The sequence below is a fragment of the Nonomuraea coxensis DSM 45129 genome, from assembly GCF_019397265.1.
GTDB lineage: Bacteria > Actinomycetota > Actinomycetes > Streptosporangiales > Streptosporangiaceae > Nonomuraea > Nonomuraea coxensis.
The window spans coordinates 1,427,195-1,450,950 of the sequence record NZ_CP068985.1 but is presented as its reverse complement, the minus strand read 5'-3'; the positions used below and the strand labels follow the sequence as shown (position 1 = coordinate 1,450,950).

Here is a 23,756-nt window from a genome sequence, read left to right as displayed (position 1 = left end):
GGCGATGAGTGAGGCGATCAGGATCGCCGGCAGTGCCGAGCCGTCGGGGAACTACCGGATCGGCGCCATCGTCATGGACGAGGAGATGGAGGTCATCGGGTCGGCCTTCACGGAGTTGCACTCCCGGCCGGACCCGACCGCCCATGCCGAGATACTCGCCCTGCGGCGGGCGTGCGCCGGCGTGAACAGCAGATATCTGCCCGGCTGTTTCCTCTACACCACCTTGGAACCGTGCCCGATGTGCACCTCCGCCGCCATCTGGGCCAAGGTCGGGGGGATCGTCTACGGAGCCGGCCTGGAGGACGCCTCCGACTTCGCCAGGAAGTCCGGTCCGGGCTTCTCGTGGCGGCAGATCGACATCAAGGCGTCCTACGTCGTGGCACGCGGCACCCCCGTCCTCCAGCTTCATGAGCGGTTCATGCGCGACGAATGCCTCAAGCTGATCTGAGCCCGCTCCCATGTATGAGCCCTATGACTACGTCGCGACCTCGAACGGCGTCCTGGGCTCCTTCCGGGCCTACACGGAGAGCGGCGACATCGCGTTCCGGCCCGTCTACCGCCGCTCTGGCGACAGGTGGACCAAGCTCACGCCGTCCGCCGCGGCGGCCCTGCCGGGACGGACCCATCTCCTGCTCGACCGGGACTGCGCGCTGGCCAGGGAGGAGGAGGTCACGCTCGTGGCCTCCTGGCGGTCGCGGGCGGTCGGCGCACCGGGAGCTTCGAGCGGCGAGCATCCTCCCGCGCTCCGCGGGCTGCTGTCCGAGCTCCGTTCCAGAGGGGCCCGGGTCCACCTCTACGGGTCGCGGCTGCTCGGGCGGCGCTCGGACGGCTCCGACTGGGACTTCGTCGTCGAGCACCAGGGCGACCTCGCCGAGCTCCTGAGAAGCTGCCGGACCCGTCCCGGCGCCTTTCTCGGGTCGAGGGAGATTTCGAGCATCGCCACGTCCTACGAGGTCAACACCGCCGGCTCGACCAGCAGGGCGGACGTTCTCCGGATACTCGGAAAGAGCTGGTGCGCGCTGCGGGTGGACGGGGCGGTGATCGATTTCTTCCTGGCCGGCCGGGAAAGCGCGATCATTCCGGACATGCAACTCGCACACCTCCCGCTGACCGATTGCGACGGAATTGTCGAGGAAAGCTCGGGACGGAGTTTCAGCATGCCGCGTCAGGTACGTATACGTATCTCTGCCACCCGGGTAGTCAACCTCCACCATCTTTCCTGGATACTCTGCGGACTTGAACAAATGGCCGGATCCAGAGTGACGCTTCGAGATGTTTTCGTGCGTGACACCGATGATCTCTGGCTGAGCCCTTGGATGTCCAAGCTCTCCTTCGACGCGGACGCATAGGATCACGATGGATCATGGCACGCCATTTCAGCACCCATCGCATTGTCTGCTGGCGCCTGTCCCGCCATTGCAACCGGGCGTGCCCGTTCTGTCTGTCCACCAGCGGCCCGCGCGTCGGACATCCGGAGCACGACCCGTTCGCGATCGCGAACCGGCTGCTTGAGCTGCGGGTGGAGAAGATCTCCTACTCCGGTGGCGAGCCTTTCGTGTATCCGTTGTTCCCCGCTCTCGTCGAGCATGTCCGCGGGCTGGGAATGCTCCAGCTCGTCACGACGAACGGGGACCGGCTGTCCGCCGGCATTCCCGGATGGATCCGCTCCTTCGAGTACGTGAAACTCTCGTTCTACGGGTCACGTCCCCTCCATGACCGCCTGATGGGAAAAGGGAACTACGACCAGCAGCTCTCGCTGGCCGAAAAACTGATCACGGTCCACGGGGTCACGGTGGGCGCCAACTACATGCTGTCCGCGGAATCCGTGCCTCAGGTCCAGGCCTTCATGGCGGACATGGCCGCGGGCGGATTCAACGACGTGTTGTTCCAGACCTACATTCATAACCGGCGCAGGCATGTCGACCGCAGGTTCGCCCTGCGGGACACGCGGCAGACGATAAGGAGCCTGCGCGAGGTGTTGTCCCTCCAGAGCGAGCGACTGCCGGGAGGGATGAAAGTACACGACTACGCGCAGCGCGACTGGTTCGTCGTGCTCGACGACTCGGGGCGGCTCATTCTTCCGACGAGCACCGTGGATCCGGATTTCGTCATGGGGCGGGTGACCGACGACCTGCTCCGGGTCGCCCCCGAGGTGACCACGCCGGCGCGGGACGCGCTGGAGACGATCTGGCAGCGGCGTCACGCGACCGAGGCGATCGTCGATCTCGGCTGAGCTACGGGGCCAGGAAGCCGGTGATGGACCGCCGGAGGTTGTCGCCCGCGCTCGCCTCCACCTTCCGCACCCGGTGGAACGTCCCGGCCACCATCACCACGAGCCGGTTCGGCCGCGGCGCTATGGACGTGGCCGGCACGGGAGCGTTCATGAGGTCCTTGGGGACGTCGACGTCGACGCAGGGCACCTCGTCCACGGGGCAGTCGAAGAGTTCGAGCTCGCCGCCCCACGTCGCCCGCCACTCGCCCGACAGGTAGAGCGTGTAGGCCGCGCCGCGCCCGCGCCCGTCGTCGTGCCAGCCCAGCCCGGAACCCCGGCCGTATCTCCAGAACCGGAAACGGTCGCTGTCCGAGACCCGTACGTCCAGGGCCTCCAGGCCCTTCCTGACGGCCGACCTCACCTCCTGGACGTGGTCGTCGCCGACGTCCACCGAGGCGAACGACGCGTCGGCGTGGAAGGCCACCCCGTCGAAGACCGGGTCGATGGAGCTGAAGGAGGGCCGATGCCTTACGGACCGCTCCTCGGCGGTCCAGGCGGCGAAGGCGTCCTCGGTGAGGGCATCGTCGATCATCACGAATCGTCGCCCCTGTACGGTGATCAAGATCGTCCCCTTTCGAGGTACGGGTCGCGCAGCCCCGTACGCGGGACCGCCCAAGCCAGCACCGCGCCCGCCGTCGCGACGACGACGACGGCCAGCCCGGCCAGGTACGCCGTGCGGCCCACGAGGGTCGCGAGCGGCAGCGCGATCACGAAGCCCAGCGGGACCATGGCGGTGGTCATGGTCGTCTCGAACGATCCGACCCGCGAGAGCATCGCCTTCGGAACGGTGAGCTGCACGAGGGTGTCGAAGACGACGCCGGCGACCCCTGCCGCGAGGCCCGCCAGGAACAGCGCGCCCGCGACGACCGGCACGGACGGGCCGTAGGCGAGGGCGAGCAGCTGCGCCGGCATCGAGATGACCAGCAGGGCGATGGTGAGCAGGCCGCGCCGCTCGCCGCGTACGTGCCCGCTCACCAGCGCCCCCACCAGCCCGCCCGCGGCCAGGAACGTCACGATGACGCCCCACTGCTCGATGCCGCCGAGCCTGTCCTGCGCGATGACCGGGCCGAGCACGCTCACCGAGGCCAGCCCGATCTGGACCGGAAGCCAGACGAGGACGGCGCCCAGGACCAGCGGCAGGCGCGGCATGATCCGCACCGCGTCGAGGAAGCGCACGGGTTCCTCCGGGTCGTCGCCGGCGGGGTCCTCGGCGGGCCGCGCGTCGCCACCGGCGGGGAGCAGCCGCCTCAGCCAGGCGAGTGAGATCAGGGAGACGACGAAGGTGGCGGCGTCGAAGAAGAGCGCCAGCGGCACGCCTCCGGCCACCACCAGCAGCGACGCGAGCGCGGGCCCGGCCAGCCTGCCGGTGTCCCCGGCGACGTCGAGCCAGGAGTTGGCCTTCTGCAACTGGGCGGGGTGCACCAGGTCGGGCAGCAGCCCGACCGCGCCCGGCGTGAAGAACGCCGCCGCCGCGCCGTAGACCGCCGCGGAGGCCACGAGGTGCCACAGCTCCGCGTGCCCGAGCGCGAAGGAGACGGCGGGGAACACCTGGGCGGCGAGGCGGACGGCGTCCGCCCCGATCATGACGGGCAGCCGCCCGATCCGGTCGGGGAGGCTGCCCCCGTGGGCGACGAGGACGAACCGCGAGATCCACAGGGCGAGGAGCACCATCGGGATCCCCCGGCCGTCGGGCGCGACGGCGAGGGCGGCGAACGCGAACGTGACCGAGACGACGCCGTCCCCCAGCCGGGAGACCGCCTGCCCCGCCAGGTAGACCCGGTACGGAGCCGACGACAGAGGCGAACCGGGCGCCTCGGGGAGGTCAGACATGCGCCCGCTCCAGCGACAGCGCGGCCTCCGCCAGGTGCACGGCCTCCACGAGATCGGCCAGCCGCATGGCGGTCGTGTGCCGACCGGCCGGTGAGGGGCACGCCTCCACCAGGTCCCCCGCGACCAGCCGGCCCGCCCCGATGACGTTCCGTACCAGGGCCGCCAGGGTCTCCGGGTCGAGCCCTCCGGAGGAGGGGTAGACCACGTCCGGCGCGTACACCGGGTCCAGCACGTCGATGTCCACCGTCAGGTAGACGGGCCGGCCGGCGCAGAAGCGCGCGATCGTCCCGGCCGCTTGCGGGGCGCGGGTCTCGTCGGCCGTCAGGTAGGAGACGCGCTCCTCCCTCGGGCTCGCGGCCAGGTCGAGCCGGGTGTCGACGCCGCGGACCCCAATGGTGAGCCATTCCAGACGGGGATGCTCGGCGAGCAGCCAGCTCACGAAGTTCCCGCAGTCCGCCGTGGCCGACTCCCCGATCGGGCGGCGGTCGGCGTGCGCGTCGAAGTGGACGACGCGCAGCTCCGGGTGGGCGTCGGCGACCGCGCCGACGGCCGGATAGCTGACCGCGTGGTCGCCGCCGATCACGAGGGGCCGGTGCCCCTGCGCCAGGACGGCGCGGACGAGGGCCCGCAGCCGCTCGTGGGCCGTCACTCCGGTGTCGGTACGCGGATCGACCAGGAGATCGCCGTGATCGACGACACCGGCCAAGCCCTCCCCCGGTCCGGCCCGGAGCGTCCACGCATACGCCGCAGGCTCGGCCAGCAGCCGGAACCGGCGCGAGAGCGCGTCGCGGACCACGGGGACCGCGTCCTTGGGCCGGGGGCCGGGGGGACCTCCCAGGTCGAGCGGCGCTCCGATCAGTCCCCAGACGGCCGCGCCGGCCCTGGCGCCCGCGGGCAGGGACAACGGGGTCGCGGCGGGGCGGGCGAGCCCGCCGGTCGCCGCCGACGACGCGGCCGGCGGCACGATCAGCCGGACCCTGCGGAGGACGTCCTCCGCCTCCTCCGTGATCCGCACGCCGTCGCGGCCCTCCCACAGCTCCCGCAGGGGCGGCGTCAGGGCGAGCCGTACGCCCTCCGCCGGGTTGACCAACTCGCCGCCCTGGACCAGGAACGCCGGGTTGAGCACCCACGGCGCCCCTGCCGGGTTCTCCCCCGTCATGCCTGCTCGACCAGGAGGAGCCCGGCCCGGACCAGCGTGTCGAGGGCCGCGTCGAGCTCGGCGTCGGTCAGCGCGAGGCCCGCCGTGTCGTCGCGCCGCGTCGCGCGGCCCGCCGACCACTCCTTCACCCAGGGCGCGAGCCGGCCGTCGACGGCGAGCCGGACGCCGAGGCTCTCGATCGACACCCGCCCGTCCCGGTACTCGACCAGCGGAGGGAACCGGGCCGCCCACCTGAGGAGGGTGCCCGTGTACGGGACGCTCTCCACGGACCAGGGAAGCGACAGGCCCTCGCGCCTTTCGAGCGACTGCGCGGAGCGCACCTCCCGGGCCCGGTGCACGTCGGTGGCGAGCGCGGTCATGAGGGAGTCGAGCACGCCGCCGTCGTCGCGCGTCGCGTCGCCCGCGCCGGTCCGGTTGCTCCAGGCGTCGAGCGCGGTCCTCGTGAGGTCTTCAGGGGTGGACACGTGCACGCCGAAGGTCCAGTGCAGGCTCGGTCCCGTGCCCGTGGCCTCGTGGTCCCATCCCCGCGGGACGTGCCACACGTCGCCGGCCCGCATGTCCGCCTCCTCGACCAGCCTCGCGTCCGGTCCGGAGCCCTCCCAGATCCGCCAGCGCTTGCTGCCCTCGGCCTGGAAGATCACGGTGGCGTGGCCGTCCGCGTGCCGCCCGAACGCCGATCGCATGGTCCAGCAGGCGTAGCAGTTGACCCAGGCCGGGTCGTCGGCGAAGTACTCGAACTCCTCCCGGAGCCGGGCGGGCCCCACGTGCAGCCGGTCGGCCCTGTTGGCGACGAGCGTCGCGCCGGAGCGGAGGTATTCGACCATGGCGCCGTAGCGCCAGTTGCGGTGGACGATGTCGCCGCCGTCGATGCGGGTGCTGATGTAGGTGCCGGGATAGGCGACCGGGTCGGCGGACAGCCGGATCATCATCGGCTCGATCGTGGTCGTCTTCATGATGTGGTCGATGACGCCCCAGCCGAGCGACGCCCGCCACGATCCCCGCGAGACGTGACCGGTCAGGAACTCGCGGCCGAACGACTTGCGCCAGACGGATTCTCCGCCGAGCGCGTCAACAATGGTGTCCCAGGACAGTGTCATGATGTGTCCCAACGCTCCTCAGGACGCCCACGCGGATCAGCGCACGCACGACGGCCGCACGTTCTGGGGTGGCGGCCGCGTCGCGAAGCTCGTCGGCGCCGACGAGGGCGCCGGGCTTCAGCAGCTCGGCCAGGCCGCCCAGCTCGACGGAGAGCTCTCTCCCCAGGGCGAAGACGCTCCGGCCTGCGACGACGATCGGTAGGCGGGTGACTGTGTAGGGTGGACCTTGATCAGGTGTTCTGGTGGGGAACCTCGGCGGTGAGCCGTGCCCGCACGACCGGCGCAGCATCGCTCCCCTGGTCACGGCCCGTTCGACGCCGTCGTCCTTGAGTGCGTCGCGGAAGGCGCCGATCGCGTCCGCGACCGTTCCGGGGGTCCGGCGGCGGGTCTCGTACGTCAGCGCGTCCGTCGCGGTCCGCTCAGGATCCTCCGGATACACCGTGAGGCCCAGGAGCAGCGACGGGCCGTCGTTGCGGAAGAGGTGATACATCCCCGCGGGCACCAGCAGGAAGTCGCCGGGCGCGAGGCGGACGCTGTCGGCCGCCGGCAGCAGGGGCTGCGCGTCCAGGGTCCGCGGGCGCCCGTGGGCGAGGGCGGGCAGGGCCGGCTCGGGCCAGGTCCACGCCGTCTTCGCCGCCGGGCCGAGGTTGAAGATGAAGGAAGGTTCGGGGTCGGTGTGCACGCCGAACGGGGTGGTGCCGGCGCTGGCCGCGAAGCAGTACCAGTCGACGCCCCTCGTCAGCGGCACGCCCGCGGTTTCGAGCGGGACGACGAAACGGGTGTAGAGGACCTCCGCGAGCTCCACGCTCCAGGACTCCAGGGCGTTGACCGCCAGGCAGATGCCGTCCCCGCCGCCGCGTTCCGCGAGCCAGGCATGGAGGTCCGATCCGGGGAACGCGCCCGACATCAGCCGCTCCGAGGCGGCGTAGTCGAGGCAGGCGCCCCGGAAGGCCCTCATCGCGGGCAGGTCGTCGTCGTGGTCGCCCAGCCGGGTGGTGGCGGCGCGTACGGCGTCGAGGATCAGCTCCGCGAGCGCGTCCGGCCTGCGGATCAGGCCGGTGAGGTGCGCCCGTTCGGCGAACCGCGGCCCGTGCCGGTGGCAGAGCTCCTGCCACATGCCTTCGTCCAGCACGTCTCAGACCTCCAGGAGTCGGCCGGCGGGCGCGGGACCCCGTCACCGAGGTCCCGCGCCCTGCGGCTCAACGGCGTACGGTTCAGTGGCCGACGTCCCGTTCGGGCCGCATCCAGAGCTGCCGGCCCTGCAGGGCCGAGACCGACTCCTCCGACACGATGATGTCCGAGATGTCGACGAGTACCTGAGCACGTCCGTCGTCGGCGGAATCGTGGTGCGAGACCGTCTCCATGATCCTCCTTCACTCGTTGGCGCGTGACACCAACTCTCGCGCGGAGGACCCGCGACGGCCCAGGTCACAGGCCGGGCATTCGCCGGACATCGGAGGTCACGTCATGCTTTTCGCTCGCGGCAGACGCCGCCGGTAGACGACGTACGGCCGCCACAGGTACGCGACCGGCGCGGACCAGACGTGCACCAGCCTGGTGAAGGGCCAGATCGCGGCGAGCAGCCAGGCGGACATGGCGTGCAGCTGGAAGACCAGCGGAACGCCGTCCATCAGGGAGGCGTCGGGGCGGAGGGTGAGGACGCCGCGGAACCAGACGGCGATCGTGGCGCGGTAGTCGTAGCCGCCGCCGAGCAGGTTCGCGCCGACGGTCGCGCTCATGCCGAGCACGATCACCACGGCGAGGACGGCGAACAGCACCTTGTCGGCGCGGGTGGTCGTGCGGCGCACCCGCGGGCTGGTGAGACGGCGGGCCAGCAGCAGCGCCAGGCCCGCCACCACCATGAGCCCGGCCACGGTGCCGGCGACCACCGACACCAGGTGGTAGAGGTGGTCGTCGATCCCGACGGCCGCGGTCCACGCCTTCGGCACGAGCAGGCCGAGCACGTGCCCGCCGATGGCGGCGAACGCCCCGAGGTGGAACAGCGGCGAGCCGAGCCGCAGCAGCCGGCTCTCCAGCACCTGCGTGGTGCGCGTCGTCCAGCCGAACTGGTCGACGCGCCAGCGCCAGACGTGCCCGACGACGAAGATCGTCAGCGCGATGTAGGGGACGACGACCCAGAGCGCGACGCTCACGGCCTTACCTCCAGTTCGGTGAGCGGCGGGCCGTACGGAGCCAGCCCGACCTCCTCGGCGGGCGGCCCGGCGAGGGCGAGGTCGGCGACGGAGGCGCGCTCGGCCTCCGACAGCCCGGGCAGCTCGCCGCAGAGCGCGTCGAGGACGAGCGCGTACGGCGAGCCGCTCTCGCGCAGCGCGGTGCGGATGAGCTCCAGGCCCTTGCGGTGCTGCCGGAGCGGCGCCTCCCCGGTGGCCGCGCCGGCCAGGGCGGCGAACTCGCAGACGACCGGCAGGAAGTCGGGCAGTTCGCCCTCGGGCGGGGTGAGCCCGGCGACCCGGTAACGCTGCTTGAGCGTGAGCAGGGCCATGCCGCGGCGGCGGGTGTCGCCGTGCAGGTAGTAGGTGAGGTAGAGGCTCGACCTGCGGCGCAGGTCGAAGGTCTGGACGTAGTGGCGGGCCGCCTCCATCGGCTCCCGGTCGCGGAACCAGGCCACGAAGGCGGTCAGCGACGCGCGGGCCGCCGACTCAGGAAGGGCGCGCACCGCCTCGGCCAGCTCGTCACGGGCGGCGAGCAGGCCGGCGTCGGGGTACTGCAGCAGGAGGGAGACCAGCCGGAGCAGGGTGGCGCGCTGGCCGGGAGAGAGTTCGTGGGCGGGCTCGCGGGCGGGCGGCGCGGAGCGGGTGCGGGCCCCGGACCGGGCGAGCGGCCCCCTGGCGAGGAGTCTCATGCCTGGTCTCCCTTGGCGACGAAGAGCTTCAGACCGAGGCGGCCGTCGCCGCGCCGGCCGGTGACGCCCGTGGGGTGGAAGTCGCTCATGCCGGGCCCGCCGTCGCCGTCGAGGCTGCACCCGCCGGCCTGCGCGGACAGGGCGGCGGCGTCCTCGCGGTGGGCGGCGGGCACGACGTAGCGCTCGTCGTACTTGGCGATGGCGAGCAGCCGGTACATGTCCTCCATGTCGGCGGCCGTCATCCCGGCCGACTCCAGCAGGTCCGTGGCGACGGTGCCGTCGATGGTGCGGGCCCGCATGTACCCGCGCATCGCCGACAGCTTCATCAGCACCCCGGCCACCACCTCGGTGTCGCCGGCCGAGAACAGGCTCGCCAGGTACTCCAGCGGGATGCGCAGGTCGGTGATCGCGTGGAAGACGTTGTCGGGGTCGTCGGCGTCGGCGCCCACGCCGGTGACGGCGTCGAGGACGGGCGAGAGCGGCGGGATGTACCAGACCATGGGCAGCGTGCGGTACTCCGGGTGCAACGGCAGCGCCACCCGGTAGCGCATGGCCAGCCGGTAGATCGGGGAGCGCCGCGCGGCCTCGATCCAGTCCTCGCTGATGCCGGACGCGCGGGCGGCGGCGGCGACGGCGGGGTCGTCGGGGTCGAGGAAGACCCGGCGCTGCGCCTCCAGCAGGTCGCGGGGGTCGGCGACGCGGGCCGCGTCGAGGACCGCGTCGGCGTCGTACAGGATGAGGCCGATGTAGCGCAGCCGGCCGACGCACGTCTCGGCGCACACGGTGGGCTGGCCGGCCTCGATGCGGGGGAAGCAGAAGGTGCACTTCTCGGCCTTGCCGGTCTTGTGGTTGACGTACACCTTCTTGTACGGGCAGGACGAGACGCACATGCGCCAGCCGCGGCAGCGTTCCTGGTCGACGAGGACGATGCCGTCCTCCTCGCGCTTGTACATGGCGCCGGACGGGCAGGCGGCGACGCAGGCCGGGTTGAGGCAGTGCTCGCAGATGCGCGGCAGGTGGAACATGAAGGTCTTGTCGAACTCCATCGCCACCTTCTCCGCCATGGCGGCGAGGTTGGGGTCGGCCGGGGCGTGCTCGGGGGCGCCGCCGAGGTCGTCCTCCCAGTTCGCGCCCCACGTGATGGCCATGTCGCGGCCGGTGATGGCGGACTTGGGGCGGATGACCGGGGTGTGCGGGCCTGCGGGGGCGTTGATGAGGGTGTCGTAGTCGTAGGTGGCCGGCTCGTAGTAGTCGTCGAGCGTGGGCAGGTCGGGGTTGGAGAACAGGTTGAGCAGGCGCTTGACCCGGCCGCCCGCCCGGAGCTTGAGCCGGCCGCGCCCGTCGAGCTCCCAGCCGCCGCGCCAGCGCTCCTGGTCCTCGTAGCGCTTGGGGTAGCCGACGCCGGGCTTGGTCTCGACGTTGTTGAACCAGACGTACTCGACGCCGTCCCGGTTGGTCCAGGTCTGCTTGCAGGTGACCGAGCAGGTGTGGCAGCCGATGCACTTGTCCAGGTTCATGACCATGGCCACCTGTGCCATGACGCGCATCAGTACGTCACCTCCTGGCCCCGGCGGCGGATCACCGTGATCTCGTCACGCTGGTTGCCGGTGGGCCCGTAGTAGTTGAAGGCGTAGGTGAACTGCGCGTACCCGCCGATGAGGTGGCTGGGCTTGAGCAGCAGCCGGGTGAGGGAGTTGTGCACGCCGCCGCGCCGGCCCGACTTCTCCGTCAGCGGGACGTTCACGTTGCGGTCCTTGGCGTGGTACATGTACACGGTCCCGGCGGGCATGCGGTGCGAGACGACGGCCCGCGCCACGACCACGCCGTTGCGGTTGTACGCCTCGATCCAGTCGTTGTCGGCCACCCCGATCCTGGCGGCGTCCTCGACGCTCATCCAGATCGTCGGCCCGCCACGTGACAGCGCCAGCATGTAGGCGTTGTCCTGGTACTCCGAGTGGATGGACCACTTCGAGTGGGGCGTCAGGTAGCGCACGGTGACCTCGGCCCCGTCCTGGCCGTCGCCCTGCTCGCCGTAGTGGCGGCGCATGTTGAGCGGCGGCCGGTAGGCGGGCAGCTGCTCCCCCAGCTCGATCATCCAGTCGTGGTCGAGGAAGAACTGCTGGCGGCCGGTCAGCGTGTGCCAGGGTTTGTCGCGTTCGACGTTGATGACGAAGGCGGAGTAGCGGCGTCCGCCGGTCTCCGACCCGGACCATTCGGGCGAGGTGATGACGGGCTGCGGCCTGGACCGGGTGTCGGCGAACGTGATCCGCTTGCCCTCGTGCTCGGCGGCCAGGTCGGCGAGCCGGGTGCCGGTGCGCCGCTCCAGCGTCTCGAAGCCCTGCGTGGACAGCCGGCCGTTGGTGGTGCCGGACAGCGCGAGGATGGCCTCGCACATGCGGTCGGCCGTGGCCAGGGAGACGCGGCCCTCGGGGGTCGCCCCGTTCCTGGCGAGCAGGTCGTCCAGCTCGGGCCCGACCCGGTAGGTGACGCCCTTGGTGGTCAGGCCCAAGTCGGCGAAGAGCGGCCCGATGCCGCGCATCCGCTCGCCGATCGCGCCGTAGTCGCGCTCGATCGCGACGATCTTCGGCATGGTCTTCCCGGGGATCGGCTCGCACTCGCCGTGCTTCCAGTCGCGTACGCGCCCGCCGGGCTGAGCCAGCTCGTCCGGCGTGTCGTGGGCGAGCGGGACGGCGAGGACGTCGGTCCGCTTCCCGAGGTGGCGGGCGGCCAGCTCGGAGAAGGCGTCGGCGAGACCGAGGAAGACGTCGTAGTCGGCGCGGGTCTGCCACGGCGGGGCGATGGCCGGGTTGAAGGCATGCACGAACGGGTGCATGTCGGTCGAGGACAGGTCGTGCTTCTCGTACCAGGTGGCGGCCGGCAGCACGACGTCGGCGAACAGCGCCGTGGACGTCATCCGGAAGTCGATCGTGGTCAGCAGGTCGAGCTTGCCCTCCGTGGCCTCCTCCCGCCAGGTCACCTCGGTGGGATGGACGCCTTCCTGGTTGCGGGTCTCGGCATCGGCGCCGAGCAGGTGCCGCAGGAAGTACTCGTTGCCCTTGCCGGACGAGCCCAGCAGGTTGGCCCGCCAGACGGTGAGCACCCGCGGGAAGTTCGCCGGGTCGCCGGGGTCCTCGGCCGCGAACCGCAGCCGGCCGGACTTCAGCTCGTCCACCACGTGCTCGGCCACGCCGACGCCCTTCGCGGCGGCCTCGTCGGCGAGCGTGAGCGGGTTCCTGTCGAACGTCGGGTGCGACGGCAGCCAGCCCAGCCGGGCCGCCTGGGCGTTGCAGTCGGCGAACGACCGCCCCGCGAACAGGCCGTCACCGAGCGGGCTGGACAGCTCGTCGGCCTGGATCTGCTCGTAGCGCCACTGGTCGGTGGCGAGGTACCAGAACGCCGTCCCCGCCATGTGCCGGGTCGGCCGCTGCCAGTCGAAGGCGAAGGCCAGGTGCTGGAAGCCGGTGATCGGGCGGACCTTCTCCTGGCCGACGTAGTGGCCCCAGCCGCCGCCGTTGACGCCCTGGCAGCCGGTCAGCAGCACCAGCGTCAGGAAGGCCCGGTAGATCTGGTCGGAGTGGAACCAGTGGTTGGTGCCCGCGCCCATCGCGATCATCGACCGGCCCTCGGTGACCTCGGCGTTGCGGGCGAACTCGCGGCCGATCCTGGCGATCGTCGCCGCGGGGACCGAGGTGATCTCCTCCGCCCAGGCCGGCGTGTACGGCTGCGCCGCGTCCTCGTAGCCCTGCGGCCACTCGCCGGGCAGGTCGCCGCGCGGCACGCCGTACTGGGCCATGAGCAGGTCGAACACGGTGGTGACGAGCTTGCCGCCCACCTCGGTCACGGGCACGCCGCGGCGCATGACCGAGCCGCCCTCGGTGGCGCCCTCGTCGAAGCGCGGCAGGTCGATCTCGACGGCGCGGCCGGCGCGGCCGAGCAGGCTCAGCGCGGGGGTGGCGCCGTCCAGGTCGAGGTTCCAGCGGCCCTCGCCCTGCTCGCCCCAGCGGAAGCCGAGCGAGCCGTTCGGGATCGTCGGCTCGCCCGTCTCCTCGTCCAGGAAGACGGTCTTGAACGCGGCGTTCTCGCCGGCGTCTTCAGCCAGGTCGGCGGCGGTCAGGAAGCGGCGCGGCACGTAGGCGTCGCCGCGCGGCTCCAGCGTCACCAGGAACGGCAGGTCGGTGTACTTGCGTACGTAGTCGGTGAAGTAGGGGACCTGCCGCTCGCGGAAGAACTCCGTCAGCACCACGTGCCCCATCGCCATCGCCAGCGCGCCGTCCGTGCCCGGATGCGGCGCGAGCCAGTCGTCGGCGAACTTGACGTTGTCGGCGTAGTCGGGGCTGACGGCCACCACCTTGGTGCCCTGGTAGCGGGCCTCGGTCATGAAGTGGGCGTCCGGGGTGCGGGTGACCGGGATGTTGGAGCCCCACATGATGAGGTAGCGGGAGTTCCACCAGTCGGCCGCCTCGGGCACGTCCGTCTGGTCGCCCCACACCTGCGGCGAGGCGATAGGCAGGTCGGCGTACCAGTCGTAGAACGACAGCAGCGTGCCGCCGATCATGGACAGGAACCGGGTCCCCGCCGCGAACGACGCCATCGACATCGCCGGGATGGGCGAGAAGCCCACCACCCGGTCCGGGCCGTACTCCTTGACCGTGTGCACGTGCGCGGCGGCCATCAGCTCCAGGACCTCGTCCCACTCGGCGCGGACGAACCCGCCCTTGCCGCGGGCCCGCTTGTACGCCCGCGACCGCTCCGGGTCGCCGGTCAGCTCCGCCCACGCCAGCACCGGGTCGCCCAGCCTGGACCTGGCCTCCCGCCACGCCTCCAGCAGCACCCCGCGCACGTACGGGTACCGCACCCGCGACGGCGAGTAGGTGTACCAGGAGAACGACGCGCCGCGCGGGCAGCCGCGCGGCTCGTACTCGGGCGACTCCGGCCCCACGGACGGGTAGTCGGTCGCCTGGTGCTCCCACGTGATGAGCCCGTCCTTGACGAACACCTGCCACGAGCACGAACCCGTGCAGTTCACGCCGTGCGTCGAGCGCACCACCTTGTCGTGCGCCCACCGGTCCCGGTAGAAGCGGTCCCAGCCGCTCGGATCGACCTGGTGCAGGGTCCGGCCGTCGGCCGACACCTCCGACCTGGTGAAGAACGCACGGGCGGCCAGCAGCGGTCCCATGCCGGGTACCGCGTCGATGTCGGTCATGGAACCTTCTTCGCCACAGGGATCACAAGGGTCACGAGGACAGACTTCCGGCATAGGCACCATGTCGGTCAGGGACCAAAGTCCCACCTGTGGTGCCGATGGGCCCTCGGGTGGCGGGTCCTCGGGTGGCGGGCCCTCAGGTGGCGGGCCCTCGGGTGGCGGGCCCTCAGGTGGCGGGCAGGGCTGTGGCGAGCAGCACGACGCCGAGCGAGCCCACCAGCGACGTGACCGCCATCACCCGGGCCAGCCTCGGCCGGCCCGACCCGGTCAGCCAGCCGTGCGCCGCGGCGGCGGCCATGACGGCGCAGAACAGCACCAGCTTGGCCGCCAGGATGCGCCCGTAGCCCGGCTCGGCGAGCGAGGCCCACGTGACGCCCTTGTGCCAGGCGATGGCCACCCCGGTGGCGAGCTGCACGGGCAGGAACACCGCGGCCGTGAGCAGGCCGAACCGGCGGCCCACGGCGCTCAGCACCTGGCCACGCCGATGCTCGTCCAGCAGCCGCCGGGCCAGGGGCAGCAGCACCAGCGACACCGCGAGCTGGCCGCCGACCCACAGCGCCGCGCCCAGCACGTGCAGGAACCGCACCACCGACCACCACGTCATGGCGCGCTCACCTCGAACATCCCGTGCGCGCCCGCCTCGGCCTGGCGCATCGTGTGGTCCACCACCGGGTACCGGCCCGGCTCGGGGAAGACCAGCTCGGCGAAGCCGCCCTGGGCCGGAGCCAGGTCGAGCACCTGGGCCCCGCCCGGGTCGCCTGTTCTCAGCGCGTACGCGCCCTCCTTGTAGACCGTGTCGAACGGCGCTCCGACCACGTGCAGCGCCGTGCCCGAGCTGGGCCCGGCGGCCACGGCCCACAGGCGCACCCGCTCACCGGCCTCGGCGCGCAGCGGGGCGTGGTCGTAGCCCGCGGCGGTGCCGTTGAACATCCAGCCGTCCGGCTCGCCCGCCCGCATCTTGGCGACCTGGGCCTCGCTGCCGGGCTCGCCGAGGTAGAGCTCGCCCTGCACCAGGAGGTATTCGCGGTCCACCGGCGGCAGGCCGGGCGGGTCGATGACGACCGCGCCGTACATGCCGTTGGCGATGTGCTGGGTCATGGGCATGGTCGAGCAATGGTACAGCCAGGCCCCGGCGAACTCCGCGCGGAACCGGTACGTCAGCCGCTCACCCGGCTGGATCGTCCGCATCACGCCGTCCGGCGCGTTCGCCCCGGCGTGGAAGTCGATGCCGTGGCCCATCGTGCCGCCGTTGACGAACGTCACGACGAACACGTCGCCGACCTTGCCGCGCAGCACCGGCCCCGGCATGGTCCCGTTGAACGTCCACACGCGCTGCCGCACCCCCGGCGCGACCTCCTGGACGGCGGTGTCGTCCGCGCGGATCTCGACGTGGTGCTCGGTGCCGCCGGGCGCGGGCCGCAGGGTCGCGTCGTACGGCTTCCATCCCGGCGACATGGGGGCGGCGAGGTCGAGGCGGGAGGGCCCGGCTGGTTGGGTGGCGGAGTGCGCGGTGTGACCGGCGGCGGCCGCGCCCGTTCCCGCGCCCGTTCCCGCGCCTGTTCCTGTGGGGACGATCCGCATGGTCATGCCCGCCGCCCGATGCCCGGCCACCGTGCACCAGCCGTCCACGGCCCCGCTCAGGGGCGCCAGCGTCAGCGTCGCGCTCTGGCCGGGGGCGAGCGCCGGGGTGCGTTCGCCGGTCTCCAGGCGCAGGTCGTGGCGCTGGGCGTCGGCGTTGGTGACCCGCAGCGTCAGGACCGTGCCCAGGGGCGCCTCGATCACCCCCGGGCGGACGCTCATCCCGGACAGCGTCACCTCGATCGTCCGGGAGCCGGTCGCGGTCACCGTGGCCGGGCCTGAGCCGCCGGTCGTGGCGACGACGACCGCCGCGGCCGTCAGCAGGCAGCCGGCGGCGACCCCGGCCACGGCCGGCAACGACCGCCGCCGGCCCCCGGCGCCCGCCGCCGGATCCTTCCCGCCGTCCGCCGCCGCGTCCTGCGCCGGCCGGGCGGGGCGGGCGCGGGTCAGGGCGGTGACGGCGAGGGCGACGAACGCCATGGCCGAGCCCAGCACGAGCGCCCAGCCCAGCAGCACCACCGGCCGCGGCACCGGCAGGACCAGCAGCGGCACACCGACGTTGAGCGCCGCCAGCCGGGCCGGCCAGCCGCGCTCCAGCAGCGCCGCGTTCTCCTTGAACCGGGCCGGCCCGCCGCCCAGCACCGCGGGCAGCAGATGCAGCAGCGAGCCGAACAGCACCTGGGCGACGAACCCGACGAGCACCAGCGGCAGCAGCGGCTCCAGCGCCGCGGCGACCCCGGCCGCCGGCCGGGTGGCGACGACCACCGCGGTCGCCGCCAGAGCCACCTCGAACCAGCCGATGGCCGCGCCCAGCATCCAGGCGGCCCCGGTGTGCGGCCGCCTGCGCCGCAGCGCGTCCACCAGCGGCACGAGCACCGCCAGCGCCCCCGCCGCGTACGCCACCAGCCCGGCCGGCGCGACCCACCGCCAGCCGGCCAGCAGCCCGGCCGTCGCGACCGCCAGCCCGGGAGCGGCCAGCAGCAGCCCCACGCGCGAGGACCGCCGCGTCCCGTCGGCCATGCGCGTGCGCAGCACCGTGGGCCAGAGCGTGAACAGCGTGCCGAGCACGGTCAGCCCGACCCAGCCGAACAGGTTCACCACGGCGTGCGCGGCCTGCATCCGTTCGTGCGCCGCCCCGTGCCCGACGTCCGCGGTCAACAGGCCGCCGAGGACGCCGCCGGCGGCGAGCGCCGCGGACGCGGCCACGTACCAGCCGATGACGTGGCCGAAGCGGCCGGGCAGCGCCTGCCGTACCAGCCTGACGAGCACGGCGGCGTGCCACAGCACCACCCCCGCCACCAGCGCCGCGCCGGCCGCGGCCACCTGCCACGGCCCCGCCGACACCCCGGCCAGCACCGCGACCGTGCCCGCGTTGAGCAGGCCCAGCCTGGCGAGGGTGCCGCGGCGCGACGGGGTGCGGGCGCGCAGCAGCGCCACCGTGAAGTGCTCGCTCCAGATGAGGATGGCGGTGCTGATCGCGCCCAGCAGGAAGACGTGGATCAGCAGCCAGCGGGGCGCCGGCAGCACGTCGCCGGCGAGCGCCGCCACGACGGTGAGGGCGAGCCAGCCGACGACGACCGCGTTCGCCCGCAGGTGCCACGAGGCGCGGGGGCGCGGCGGCGGCGGCTCAAGCGGCGGTCTGCCACGCTCTATGCGGATGTCGACCGGACTCACGTCGATGACCTCTCTATCGGGCGCCGGCCTGCTCGGCCGTGCGGCGGCCGGCGACCGAGCGGATCACGGTCGCCGTCAGTGCCAGGGTGAGCGCGGCGGTGACGGCCAGCAGGGCCAGGCCGAGTCCGTACGAGCCGAGCCGCCCGTAGACGAAGCCCATCACCAGCGGCGGCACGAAGCCGCCGAGGCCGCCCGCCGCGCCGACCAGGCCGGTCACCGTGCCGACCTTGTCGGCCGGCGCGACCTGGGCGACGAGGGCGAAGGTGGCGCCGCTGCCCGCGCCGAGCGCGGCGGCCATGGTCAGGAAGGCGATCGTGCCGACCGGCATCAGCCCCGGCGTCAGCGCCTGCACCCCGGCCGAGACGGCGATGACGACGAACACCCCGGTCAGCACGGGCACCGGCCCGACCCGGTCGGACAGCCAGCCGCCGAGCGGCCGGGCCAGGACCGCCAGCACCACGAACCCGGCCATGCGGTTGGCGGCGTCGGCCTGTTCGAGCCCGTAGCCGGTCTGGAGGTAGGCGGGCAGGTAGACGGAGAAGGCGACGTAGCCGCCGAACGCGACCGCGTACAGCACGCACGCCTGCCACGTGATCGGCAGCTTCACCGTGGCCGCCATGCGCGTCAGCAGGGGCTGGGTCGCGACGCTGCGGCCGGGCGCGTCCCGCAGCACCAGCCAGGCGACGACCGCGTACGCGGCGAGCACGGCGGCGGTGATCAGGAACGGGGTGGCCGAGCCGCCGGAGCGCACCAGGGGGACGGTGGTCAGCGCGCTGATCGCGGTGCCGCCCATCCCCGCGCCGAAGACGCCGACCGCGAACCCGCGCCGGCGCGGCGGGAACCAGGCGTTGACGAACGGCACGCCGACCGCGAAGACGGTCCCGCCGATGCCGAGGAAGAACCCGCCGACCAGCAGCGCGGCCAGCGAGGTCTGCCCGGCGACGCCGATGAACAGGACGGGCACGATGGTGGCCGCCGAGATGAGCGGGAACATCACCCGCCCGCCGAAGCGGTCCGTCAGCGCGCCGACCGGGATGCGGCCGAGCGAGCCGACGATCACGGGCACGGCGACCAACAGCGCCTGCTGCCCGGCCGACAACCCGAGCAGTTCCTTGAACCGCGGCCCCAGCGGGCTGAGCAGCGCCCACGCCCAGAAGTTCACCGCGAAGCCCAAAGTGGCCAGGCCGAGCATGAGCGCGGGCGTGCGCCCATGCGGGGTGGCCGGTACGTTCGTCATCTCGTCCTCACGTGATCGTGGATTCATGGGGTGGCCGGGGCCGGGACGCCCGCGAGGTGGCGGGCGAGGTCGTCCTGGTAGGGGAAGCTGCCCGGCTCGTAGCCGCACCAGGGCTCCTCGGCGAGCACGTCGCCGGTGCAGGCGTACGCGCGCGACCGGGAGCCCCCGCAGACGGTCCTGAACTCGCACGCCCCGCACCGCCCGCCCAGCCGGTCGGGGTCCCGCAGCGCGGCGAACAGAGGCGAGGACCGGTAGATGTCGGTCAGCGGCCGGTCACGTACGTTGCCCGCGCCCAGCGGCAGGAAACCTGACGGGTGCACGGTCCCGGTGTGGGAGACGAACACGAAGCCGCGACCGGCGTTCACGTCCACGGGCGGGCGGCGTACGCGGGTCTCCTTCACCAGTCCCGCCCGCCGCGCCCGGCGGTTCAGGCTCCGGTAGAGCGGGCCGAGCGTCGCCGTGTGGTCGGCCCCGTGCTCGGCGAGGATGCGCCGTTGCACGGCCACGCGCCGGAAATGGTGTGCCTCGGTGGTCTTGACCGGGATGGTGGTGCCGAGGTCGTAGAGGAAGTGCAGCACGTCCTCCACCTCGGCCGGGGTCAGGGCCGACAGCGCGCGGCCCCGGCCGGTCGGCACCAGGAAGAAGACGCTCCACAGGAGCGCGCCCTGGTCGCGTACCAGCCGGGCGATGTCCGGCAGCCGGGTCAGGTTGCGGCGCGTCACCGTGGTGTTGATCTGCACCTTGAGCCCTGCCTCGCGGGCCGCCCGCCAGGCCGCCGTGGTGCGGGCGAAGACGCCGTCGTAGCCGCGGAACTCGTCGTGCCCGGCCGCCGTCGCGCCGTCCAGGCTGAGCGAGATCGCCGCGGCGCCCGCCTCGTGCAGCCGGGCGAGGTTGTCCGGGGTGAGGGCCGGGGTGGCCGACGGGGACACCGCCGGGGACAGGCCGAGCTCGCGGCCTCGCCGTACCAGCTCGAACAGGTCGGGCCGCTCGAACGGGTCGCCGCCCGTGATCACGAACAGCGGCGCGGGGCGGCCGAACTCGGTCACCTGCCGCATCAGTTCGGCGGCCTCGCCGGTGGTCAGCTCCTTCGGATGCCGGTCGGGCACGGCCTCGGCCCGGCAGTGCAGGCAGGCCAGCGGGCAGGCCCGGGTGGCCTCCCAGATCACGATGAAGGGGCGGTCCGCGGCGTCCCTGCGGACCCGGCGCAGCGCTGGAGCGGGCATGGATCCAAACTCGCGCCCCTCCCGGTGCCGCCGTCAGGGACCAAAGTCCCTCAAACCCCGGCGGACGGCCCGTTCTGGCCCCGGATGCCGCGGTCCCCGGGAAAGGGAAAGCAGCAGAAAGCAAAAGGTTGCTCCGGGCGGGTTTCGCCGCGAAAAATGCGCGCTGCCGAGCATGAATAATTTCCGGCCGACTGTCTTGACGCTTCTCCGCGAGGGGGGTTCACGATGGAGGGGTCAGCGGAAACACGAACCGCGGGAGGAACCGTGCTCAAGGAAGCCTGCGCCGTCAGCGCCCTTGTGGCTGCCGCTCTCGTCCCTTCGATGCCTTCGCAGGCGCAATCCGGAAACGTCCCCGCCGCCGCCTCGTCCGAGACCCAGGCCCCGAAATGCAAATGGCTCGAAGAAGACGGCAAGAGATGCCATTACTGCCGCGGCAAGAAAGGCAGCGGATACAAGAGGCAGTACTGCGAGCGGCGGCGCGAGCCCATGGGGCCGATGGAGCTCGAATGCGTGACCACCAAGGAGCCGACCGCGACCAGCCCGAACCGCTCCTGCAAGACCTGCACGGACGCCAAGACCGGCAAGCGCGTCTCCAGACAGTGCGACAGCTAGAGCCCGCAGGGCGCCCCTGACCTGCGTCTGCGTCCTGCGCCTGAAAGCCCCGCCCGGGCGTTCGTCCCCGGGCGGGGCGGGCGCGGCCCACCGTCGTCAACCAGCGAGGGCGGTCTCGACGAGCCGCCCGATGCCGGCCAGGGGCGCGATCAGCTCGTCGGAGAGGCCGTAACGCCGCTGCCAGTCGGCGGGATCGTTCCTGCTCACCCACACGCGCCCCTCGTCATCGGCCCAGACCAGGGCCTTCGACGGCAGCTCCAAGGCGAACAGGGGGCGGGCGACCATGGCCGGCGTCCCCGCCCGGGGGTTGCCGAAGAGCAGCAGCTTCATGTCGTTCATGGCGAGGCCGGCCCGATGGGCGCCCTCGCTGTGGTCCACCACGGCGAACAGGTGCAGCTCCGCCTCCTCGATCGCCCGCTTGAGCCGTTCCACGGTCTCGGCGACCGGGAAAGGGCTTGCCGTGGTCACCGTTCCCGGCGCCTCCGGCAGGTCATTCGATGTCGCTGGAGAAGACACATTCCGCCCCTCCCCCACATTCGGTACGGACCAGCCTCGGTGCCGGTCAGGACCGTCCCTCCAGCCCACCGGGCGGTCAGCGGTTGCGCCAGCGGGGCGGGCGTTTCTCGGCGAACGAGGTCAGGCCCTCCGTGACGTCCTCGCTGACCATGAGGTCGTCCAGCGCCGGCGACGGGTACGTCACCGCGTCGACCACGTCCGCGATCCCCTGCGTCTCCGCCATGATCTGCAGGGACGCCCGCACGGACGTCGGCGAGCTCTCCAGGATCTCCCTGGCCAGCGCCCGCGCGCCTTCCAGAGCCTGTCCCGGCTCGGTCACCCGGTTGACCAGGCCGTGCTCCAGGGCCTCGGCGGCACTGAGCCGGCGGCCGGTGAGGATCATCTCGGTGGCGAGCTTGCCGGGCAGCGCCCTGGGGAGGCGTACGAGGCCGCCCGCCGCCGCGACCAGGCCCACCTTGACCTCGCTCAGCGCGAAACGGGTGGTCGCGTCGGCGACCACCAGGTGGCAGGCCAGCGCGATCTCGAACCCGCCGCCCATGGCGAAGCCGTTGACCGCCGCGATGACCGGTTTCGTCATGTTCCGGCGCGAGGTGAGGCCGGCGAAGCCGTTCTTCGGCACCCACATGGGCCGGCCCGAGGCCGAGTAGAGCAGGTCGTTCCCGGCGGAGAACGCCTGGTCGCCCGCGCCCGTGATGATCGCCACCCACAGGTCAGGGTCGGCGAAGAAGGCGTCGAAGACCTGGTCGAGCTCGTCGTTCGCGGGCGGGTGGAGGCTGTTGCGGCTGTCCGGCCGGTTGATCGTGACCTCGAGGACGTGGCCGTCGCGGCGTACCAGCACGTGCTCGTAGTCGTCGCGCAGGACGGCGGGCCGGGCCGGGAACAGCTCGTCCATGAGGGCGTCGTCCACGGCGACGCGGTTGCCCTGCCCGAAGGAGCGGACGTAGACCCGCTGCCCGATCGGCTCGCCGGTGCTGAGCAGGCCGAGCGTGCGCTCGTCGCCGGCCGTGGCGAGGAACCGCCGGCCATCGGCCTCCAGCCGTCCGACGACGATCCCGGTGCGCTTCCCGCCCCGGCCGTGCTTGACCGTGTAAGTCTCGATCGTGGCCCAGCCGTCGGCCTGGAACGCCTGCTCGACGCCGGGCCGGGAGTCGAGCTCGGCCTGGAGCGCGGCGCTGCGGTCCGCCCGCCATGGGGTGGGCGTGGTGGAGTAGACGCCGGCCGAGTACTTGCTGAGCGAGCCGCCGTTCGCGCCGACCAGCCCGTACGTGCCCGGCTGCGCCCGCAGCCGCTGCACGGTCTCGGCGATGGCGTGCATGGAGTAGTTGTTGCCCGCCCCGCCGAAGAACGGCAGCCCACCGGTCACGGTCAGCTCGCGCGAGCCGTCGGCGGGCAGCCCGAGCCCGTCGCAGACGGCGGACACCGCGATCGGGAAGCACGAGTAAAGATCGATCACGGCCAGCTCGTCCACCCCGACCCCGGCCTGCTCCAGCGCATGCCGTACGGCCAGCACGGCAGCGGGACTCCCGCTGAGATCGGCCCGCTCCAGCAGGCCGCGCTCGCGCAGGTCGGCGTGACCGTGCAGGAACACCCACCGCTCCTCCGGCACCCCCAGCCGCCGCGCCTCGCCCACGGACATCAGCAGCACCGCCGCACCCTGGTTGACCTTCTCGCGGGCCACGACGTACCGCGTGTAGGGCTCCGCGATGAACCGGTTCTTCTCACTGGGCGTCACGAGTTCCTCGGCGGTCCGCTCGACGGGCGCGGCGGCATGCGGGTTGGCCGCCGCGACCTTCGTGAACGGCGCGAACAGCGCGCCCATGCCGGCCGCGTACTCCTCCCGCCTCTGGCCGAGGCGGGCTCGGCGGGCGTTGTCGAACAGCGCGTACTGGCTGGGCGCGTCCGTCAGCCCGTGCGCCACCTGATGCCGCGACACCAGCCCCTTGAGCCCGTAACCGCGGTCCTCCAGGTCCCCTTCGACGCTCTCACCGAAGTCGGGCTTGTCCTCGGCCTTGGCGAGATGCTGCGCCGTCGAGATCGCCTCGGACCCGAAGACAAGCACCACTCCCGCTTCGCCGTTCGCGATCGTGGCCGCCATCTCGTTCACCAGATGCTGCGGCCCCTGCCCCCCGACGACCTCCAGGATCGCCCGCCGAGGCGCGGCCCCCACCCGTGCGGCGACCGAACGCGGATAGTTGGTGGATCTCCCCAGCGGCGACGGAATGCCGGGAGCCGAGATCTCGAACTGCCGCACCCCCGCGACCGTGTCCACGGCCCCTGCCACCGCACCGGCATCCGCGCCGCTGTCCGCCAGCGCCTCCCGCACCGCCGCCGCAGCCAGCTCGACCGCCGACAGCCGCCGATACCCGGGCTCCCCGATCCGCTCCGACGCCTGCCCCACGCCGACGAGCACCGGCGTGCGCGGATCAAGCTCCTGGTACGTCATCCACCTGCTCCCGCCATTTGCAGACGCACATCGTCTCAAACACGGCGAG

The 23,756-nt window shown here is 72.5% G+C and carries 20 protein-coding genes; 4 read left to right on the top strand and 16 right to left on the bottom strand.

Going from position 1 to position 23,756, the window contains the following annotated elements; translation table 11 throughout:
* Nucleotides 1–4 precede the first annotated feature (4 nt).
* From Nocox_RS07120 to Nocox_RS07110, 3 genes are read left to right on the top strand one after another with little or no spacing between them, the layout of a single operon-like run.
* The gene (locus Nocox_RS07120) at nucleotides 5–448 is read left to right on the top strand and encodes a nucleoside deaminase (RefSeq protein ID WP_020544492.1); all 444 of its coding nucleotides are present in this window, start codon (nucleotides 5–7) and stop codon (nucleotides 446–448) included.
* A 10-nt stretch (nucleotides 449–458) separates the two neighbouring features.
* The gene (locus Nocox_RS07115; protein WP_020544493.1) at nucleotides 459–1,349 is read left to right on the top strand and encodes a nucleotidyltransferase domain-containing protein; all 891 of its coding nucleotides are present in this window, start codon (nucleotides 459–461) and stop codon (nucleotides 1,347–1,349) included.
* A gap of 14 nt (nucleotides 1,350–1,363) precedes the next feature.
* A complete protein-coding gene (locus Nocox_RS07110) occupies nucleotides 1,364–2,233 on the top strand; it encodes a radical SAM protein (protein ID WP_084685737.1) in 870 nt (289 codons plus the stop codon).
* A gap of 1 nt (nucleotide 2,234) precedes the next feature.
* Here Nocox_RS07110 and Nocox_RS07105 read toward each other — a convergent pair whose 3' ends face one another.
* From Nocox_RS07105 to Nocox_RS07040, 14 genes are all read right to left on the bottom strand, one after another.
* Nucleotides 2,235–2,804, bottom strand: coding sequence for a 2OG-Fe(II) oxygenase (locus Nocox_RS07105; protein ID WP_020544495.1), 570 nt, complete (start codon nucleotides 2,802–2,804; stop codon nucleotides 2,235–2,237).
* A gap of 26 nt (nucleotides 2,805–2,830) precedes the next feature.
* Nucleotides 2,831–4,102, bottom strand: coding sequence for an MFS transporter (locus tag Nocox_RS07100; protein ID WP_020544496.1), 1,272 nt, complete (start codon nucleotides 4,100–4,102; stop codon nucleotides 2,831–2,833).
* A complete protein-coding gene (locus tag Nocox_RS07095) occupies nucleotides 4,095–5,261 on the bottom strand; it encodes an arginase family protein (protein WP_084685738.1) in 1,167 nt (388 codons plus the stop codon). The genes Nocox_RS07100 and Nocox_RS07095 overlap by 8 nt, the downstream gene beginning before the upstream one ends.
* On the bottom strand, nucleotides 5,258–6,358 hold the full coding sequence (locus Nocox_RS07090) for a JmjC domain-containing protein (protein WP_020544498.1): 1,101 nt from the start codon (nucleotides 6,356–6,358) through the stop codon (nucleotides 5,258–5,260). Before Nocox_RS07090 ends, Nocox_RS07095 begins: the two co-directional genes overlap by 4 nt.
* Nucleotides 6,330–7,490: a cupin domain-containing protein gene (locus Nocox_RS07085; protein WP_020544499.1), complete on the bottom strand. Its 1,161-nt coding sequence runs from the start codon at nucleotides 7,488–7,490 to the stop codon at nucleotides 6,330–6,332. Before Nocox_RS07085 ends, Nocox_RS07090 begins: the two co-directional genes overlap by 29 nt.
* An 82-nt stretch (nucleotides 7,491–7,572) precedes the next feature.
* A complete protein-coding gene (locus Nocox_RS07080) occupies nucleotides 7,573–7,722 on the bottom strand; it encodes a hypothetical protein (RefSeq protein WP_020544500.1) in 150 nt (49 codons plus the stop codon).
* Between the two features lie 96 nt (nucleotides 7,723–7,818).
* Nucleotides 7,819–8,511, bottom strand: coding sequence for a respiratory nitrate reductase subunit gamma (gene narI, locus Nocox_RS07075; RefSeq protein WP_020544501.1), 693 nt, complete (start codon nucleotides 8,509–8,511; stop codon nucleotides 7,819–7,821).
* Nucleotides 8,508–9,221 carry a nitrate reductase molybdenum cofactor assembly chaperone gene (gene narJ, locus Nocox_RS07070; protein WP_020544502.1) on the bottom strand — a complete coding sequence of 238 codons (714 nt, stop codon included), beginning with the start codon at nucleotides 9,219–9,221 and terminating at the stop codon, nucleotides 8,508–8,510. The genes narI and narJ overlap by 4 nt, the downstream gene beginning before the upstream one ends.
* Complete coding sequence (gene narH, locus Nocox_RS07065) at nucleotides 9,218–10,768, bottom strand: nitrate reductase subunit beta (RefSeq protein ID WP_020544503.1); 1,551 nt, start codon at nucleotides 10,766–10,768, stop codon at nucleotides 9,218–9,220. Before narH ends, narJ begins: the two co-directional genes overlap by 4 nt.
* The gene (locus tag Nocox_RS07060) at nucleotides 10,768–14,424 is read right to left on the bottom strand and encodes a nitrate reductase subunit alpha (RefSeq protein ID WP_020544504.1); all 3,657 of its coding nucleotides are present in this window, start codon (nucleotides 14,422–14,424) and stop codon (nucleotides 10,768–10,770) included. The genes narH and Nocox_RS07060 overlap by 1 nt, the downstream gene beginning before the upstream one ends.
* A 166-nt stretch (nucleotides 14,425–14,590) precedes the next feature.
* Nucleotides 14,591–15,028, bottom strand: a complete 438-nt coding sequence (locus tag Nocox_RS07055) for a hypothetical protein (protein ID WP_020544505.1) — start codon at nucleotides 15,026–15,028, stop codon at nucleotides 14,591–14,593.
* Nucleotides 15,025–17,676: a multicopper oxidase domain-containing protein gene (locus Nocox_RS07050; RefSeq protein WP_020544506.1), complete on the bottom strand. Its 2,652-nt coding sequence runs from the start codon at nucleotides 17,674–17,676 to the stop codon at nucleotides 15,025–15,027. The genes Nocox_RS07055 and Nocox_RS07050 overlap by 4 nt, the downstream gene beginning before the upstream one ends.
* Before the next feature lie 13 nt (nucleotides 17,677–17,689).
* On the bottom strand, nucleotides 17,690–18,913 hold the full coding sequence (locus Nocox_RS07045) for an MFS transporter (protein WP_020544507.1): 1,224 nt from the start codon (nucleotides 18,911–18,913) through the stop codon (nucleotides 17,690–17,692).
* A gap of 23 nt (nucleotides 18,914–18,936) precedes the next feature.
* Nucleotides 18,937–20,136, bottom strand: coding sequence for a TIGR04053 family radical SAM/SPASM domain-containing protein (locus Nocox_RS07040; RefSeq protein WP_020544508.1), 1,200 nt, complete (start codon nucleotides 20,134–20,136; stop codon nucleotides 18,937–18,939).
* A gap of 264 nt (nucleotides 20,137–20,400) precedes the next feature.
* Here Nocox_RS07040 and Nocox_RS07035 point away from each other — a divergent pair, with 264 nt between their 5' ends.
* Entirely contained in the window at nucleotides 20,401–20,748 is a 348-nt protein-coding gene (locus Nocox_RS07035) for a hypothetical protein (protein ID WP_157383182.1), read from the top strand.
* Between the two features lie 96 nt (nucleotides 20,749–20,844).
* Here Nocox_RS07035 and Nocox_RS07030 read toward each other — a convergent pair whose 3' ends face one another.
* Together Nocox_RS07030 and Nocox_RS07025 are read right to left on the bottom strand one after the other, a co-directional pair.
* A complete protein-coding gene (locus Nocox_RS07030) occupies nucleotides 20,845–21,216 on the bottom strand; it encodes a DUF302 domain-containing protein (RefSeq protein WP_020544510.1) in 372 nt (123 codons plus the stop codon).
* A 124-nt stretch (nucleotides 21,217–21,340) separates the two neighbouring features.
* Nucleotides 21,341–23,707: an acetyl-CoA acetyltransferase gene (locus Nocox_RS07025; RefSeq protein ID WP_020544511.1), complete on the bottom strand. Its 2,367-nt coding sequence runs from the start codon at nucleotides 23,705–23,707 to the stop codon at nucleotides 21,341–21,343.
* Between the last annotated feature and the right edge of the window lie 49 nt (nucleotides 23,708–23,756).

Excerpts from the sequence above, each read along its gene's own strand:
- Nocox_RS07120 (WP_020544492.1), top strand. The coding sequence starts at position 5 with ATGAGTGAGGCGATCAGGATCGCCGGCAGTGCCGAGCCGTCGGGGAAC.
- Nocox_RS07115 (WP_020544493.1), top strand. The coding sequence starts at position 459 with ATGTATGAGCCCTATGACTACGTCGCGACCTCGAACGGCGTCCTGGGC.
- Nocox_RS07110 (WP_084685737.1), top strand. The coding sequence starts at position 1,364 with ATGGCACGCCATTTCAGCACCCATCGCATTGTCTGCTGGCGCCTGTCC.
- Nocox_RS07105 (WP_020544495.1), bottom strand. The coding sequence starts at position 2,804 with ATGATCGACGATGCCCTCACCGAGGACGCCTTCGCCGCCTGGACCGCC.
- Nocox_RS07100 (WP_020544496.1), bottom strand. The coding sequence starts at position 4,102 with ATGTCTGACCTCCCCGAGGCGCCCGGTTCGCCTCTGTCGTCGGCTCCG.
- Nocox_RS07095 (WP_084685738.1), bottom strand. The coding sequence starts at position 5,261 with ATGACGGGGGAGAACCCGGCAGGGGCGCCGTGGGTGCTCAACCCGGCG.
- Nocox_RS07090 (WP_020544498.1), bottom strand. The coding sequence starts at position 6,358 with ATGACACTGTCCTGGGACACCATTGTTGACGCGCTCGGCGGAGAATCC.
- Nocox_RS07080 (WP_020544500.1), bottom strand. The coding sequence starts at position 7,722 with ATGGAGACGGTCTCGCACCACGATTCCGCCGACGACGGACGTGCTCAG.
- narJ (WP_020544502.1), bottom strand. The coding sequence starts at position 9,221 with ATGAGACTCCTCGCCAGGGGGCCGCTCGCCCGGTCCGGGGCCCGCACC.
- narH (WP_020544503.1), bottom strand. The coding sequence starts at position 10,768 with ATGCGCGTCATGGCACAGGTGGCCATGGTCATGAACCTGGACAAGTGC.
- Nocox_RS07060 (WP_020544504.1), bottom strand. The coding sequence starts at position 14,424 with ATGACCGACATCGACGCGGTACCCGGCATGGGACCGCTGCTGGCCGCC.
- Nocox_RS07055 (WP_020544505.1), bottom strand. The coding sequence starts at position 15,028 with ATGACGTGGTGGTCGGTGGTGCGGTTCCTGCACGTGCTGGGCGCGGCG.
- Nocox_RS07045 (WP_020544507.1), bottom strand. The coding sequence starts at position 18,913 with ATGACGAACGTACCGGCCACCCCGCATGGGCGCACGCCCGCGCTCATG.
- Nocox_RS07040 (WP_020544508.1), bottom strand. The coding sequence starts at position 20,136 with ATGCCCGCTCCAGCGCTGCGCCGGGTCCGCAGGGACGCCGCGGACCGC.
- Nocox_RS07025 (WP_020544511.1), bottom strand. The coding sequence starts at position 23,707 with ATGACGTACCAGGAGCTTGATCCGCGCACGCCGGTGCTCGTCGGCGTG.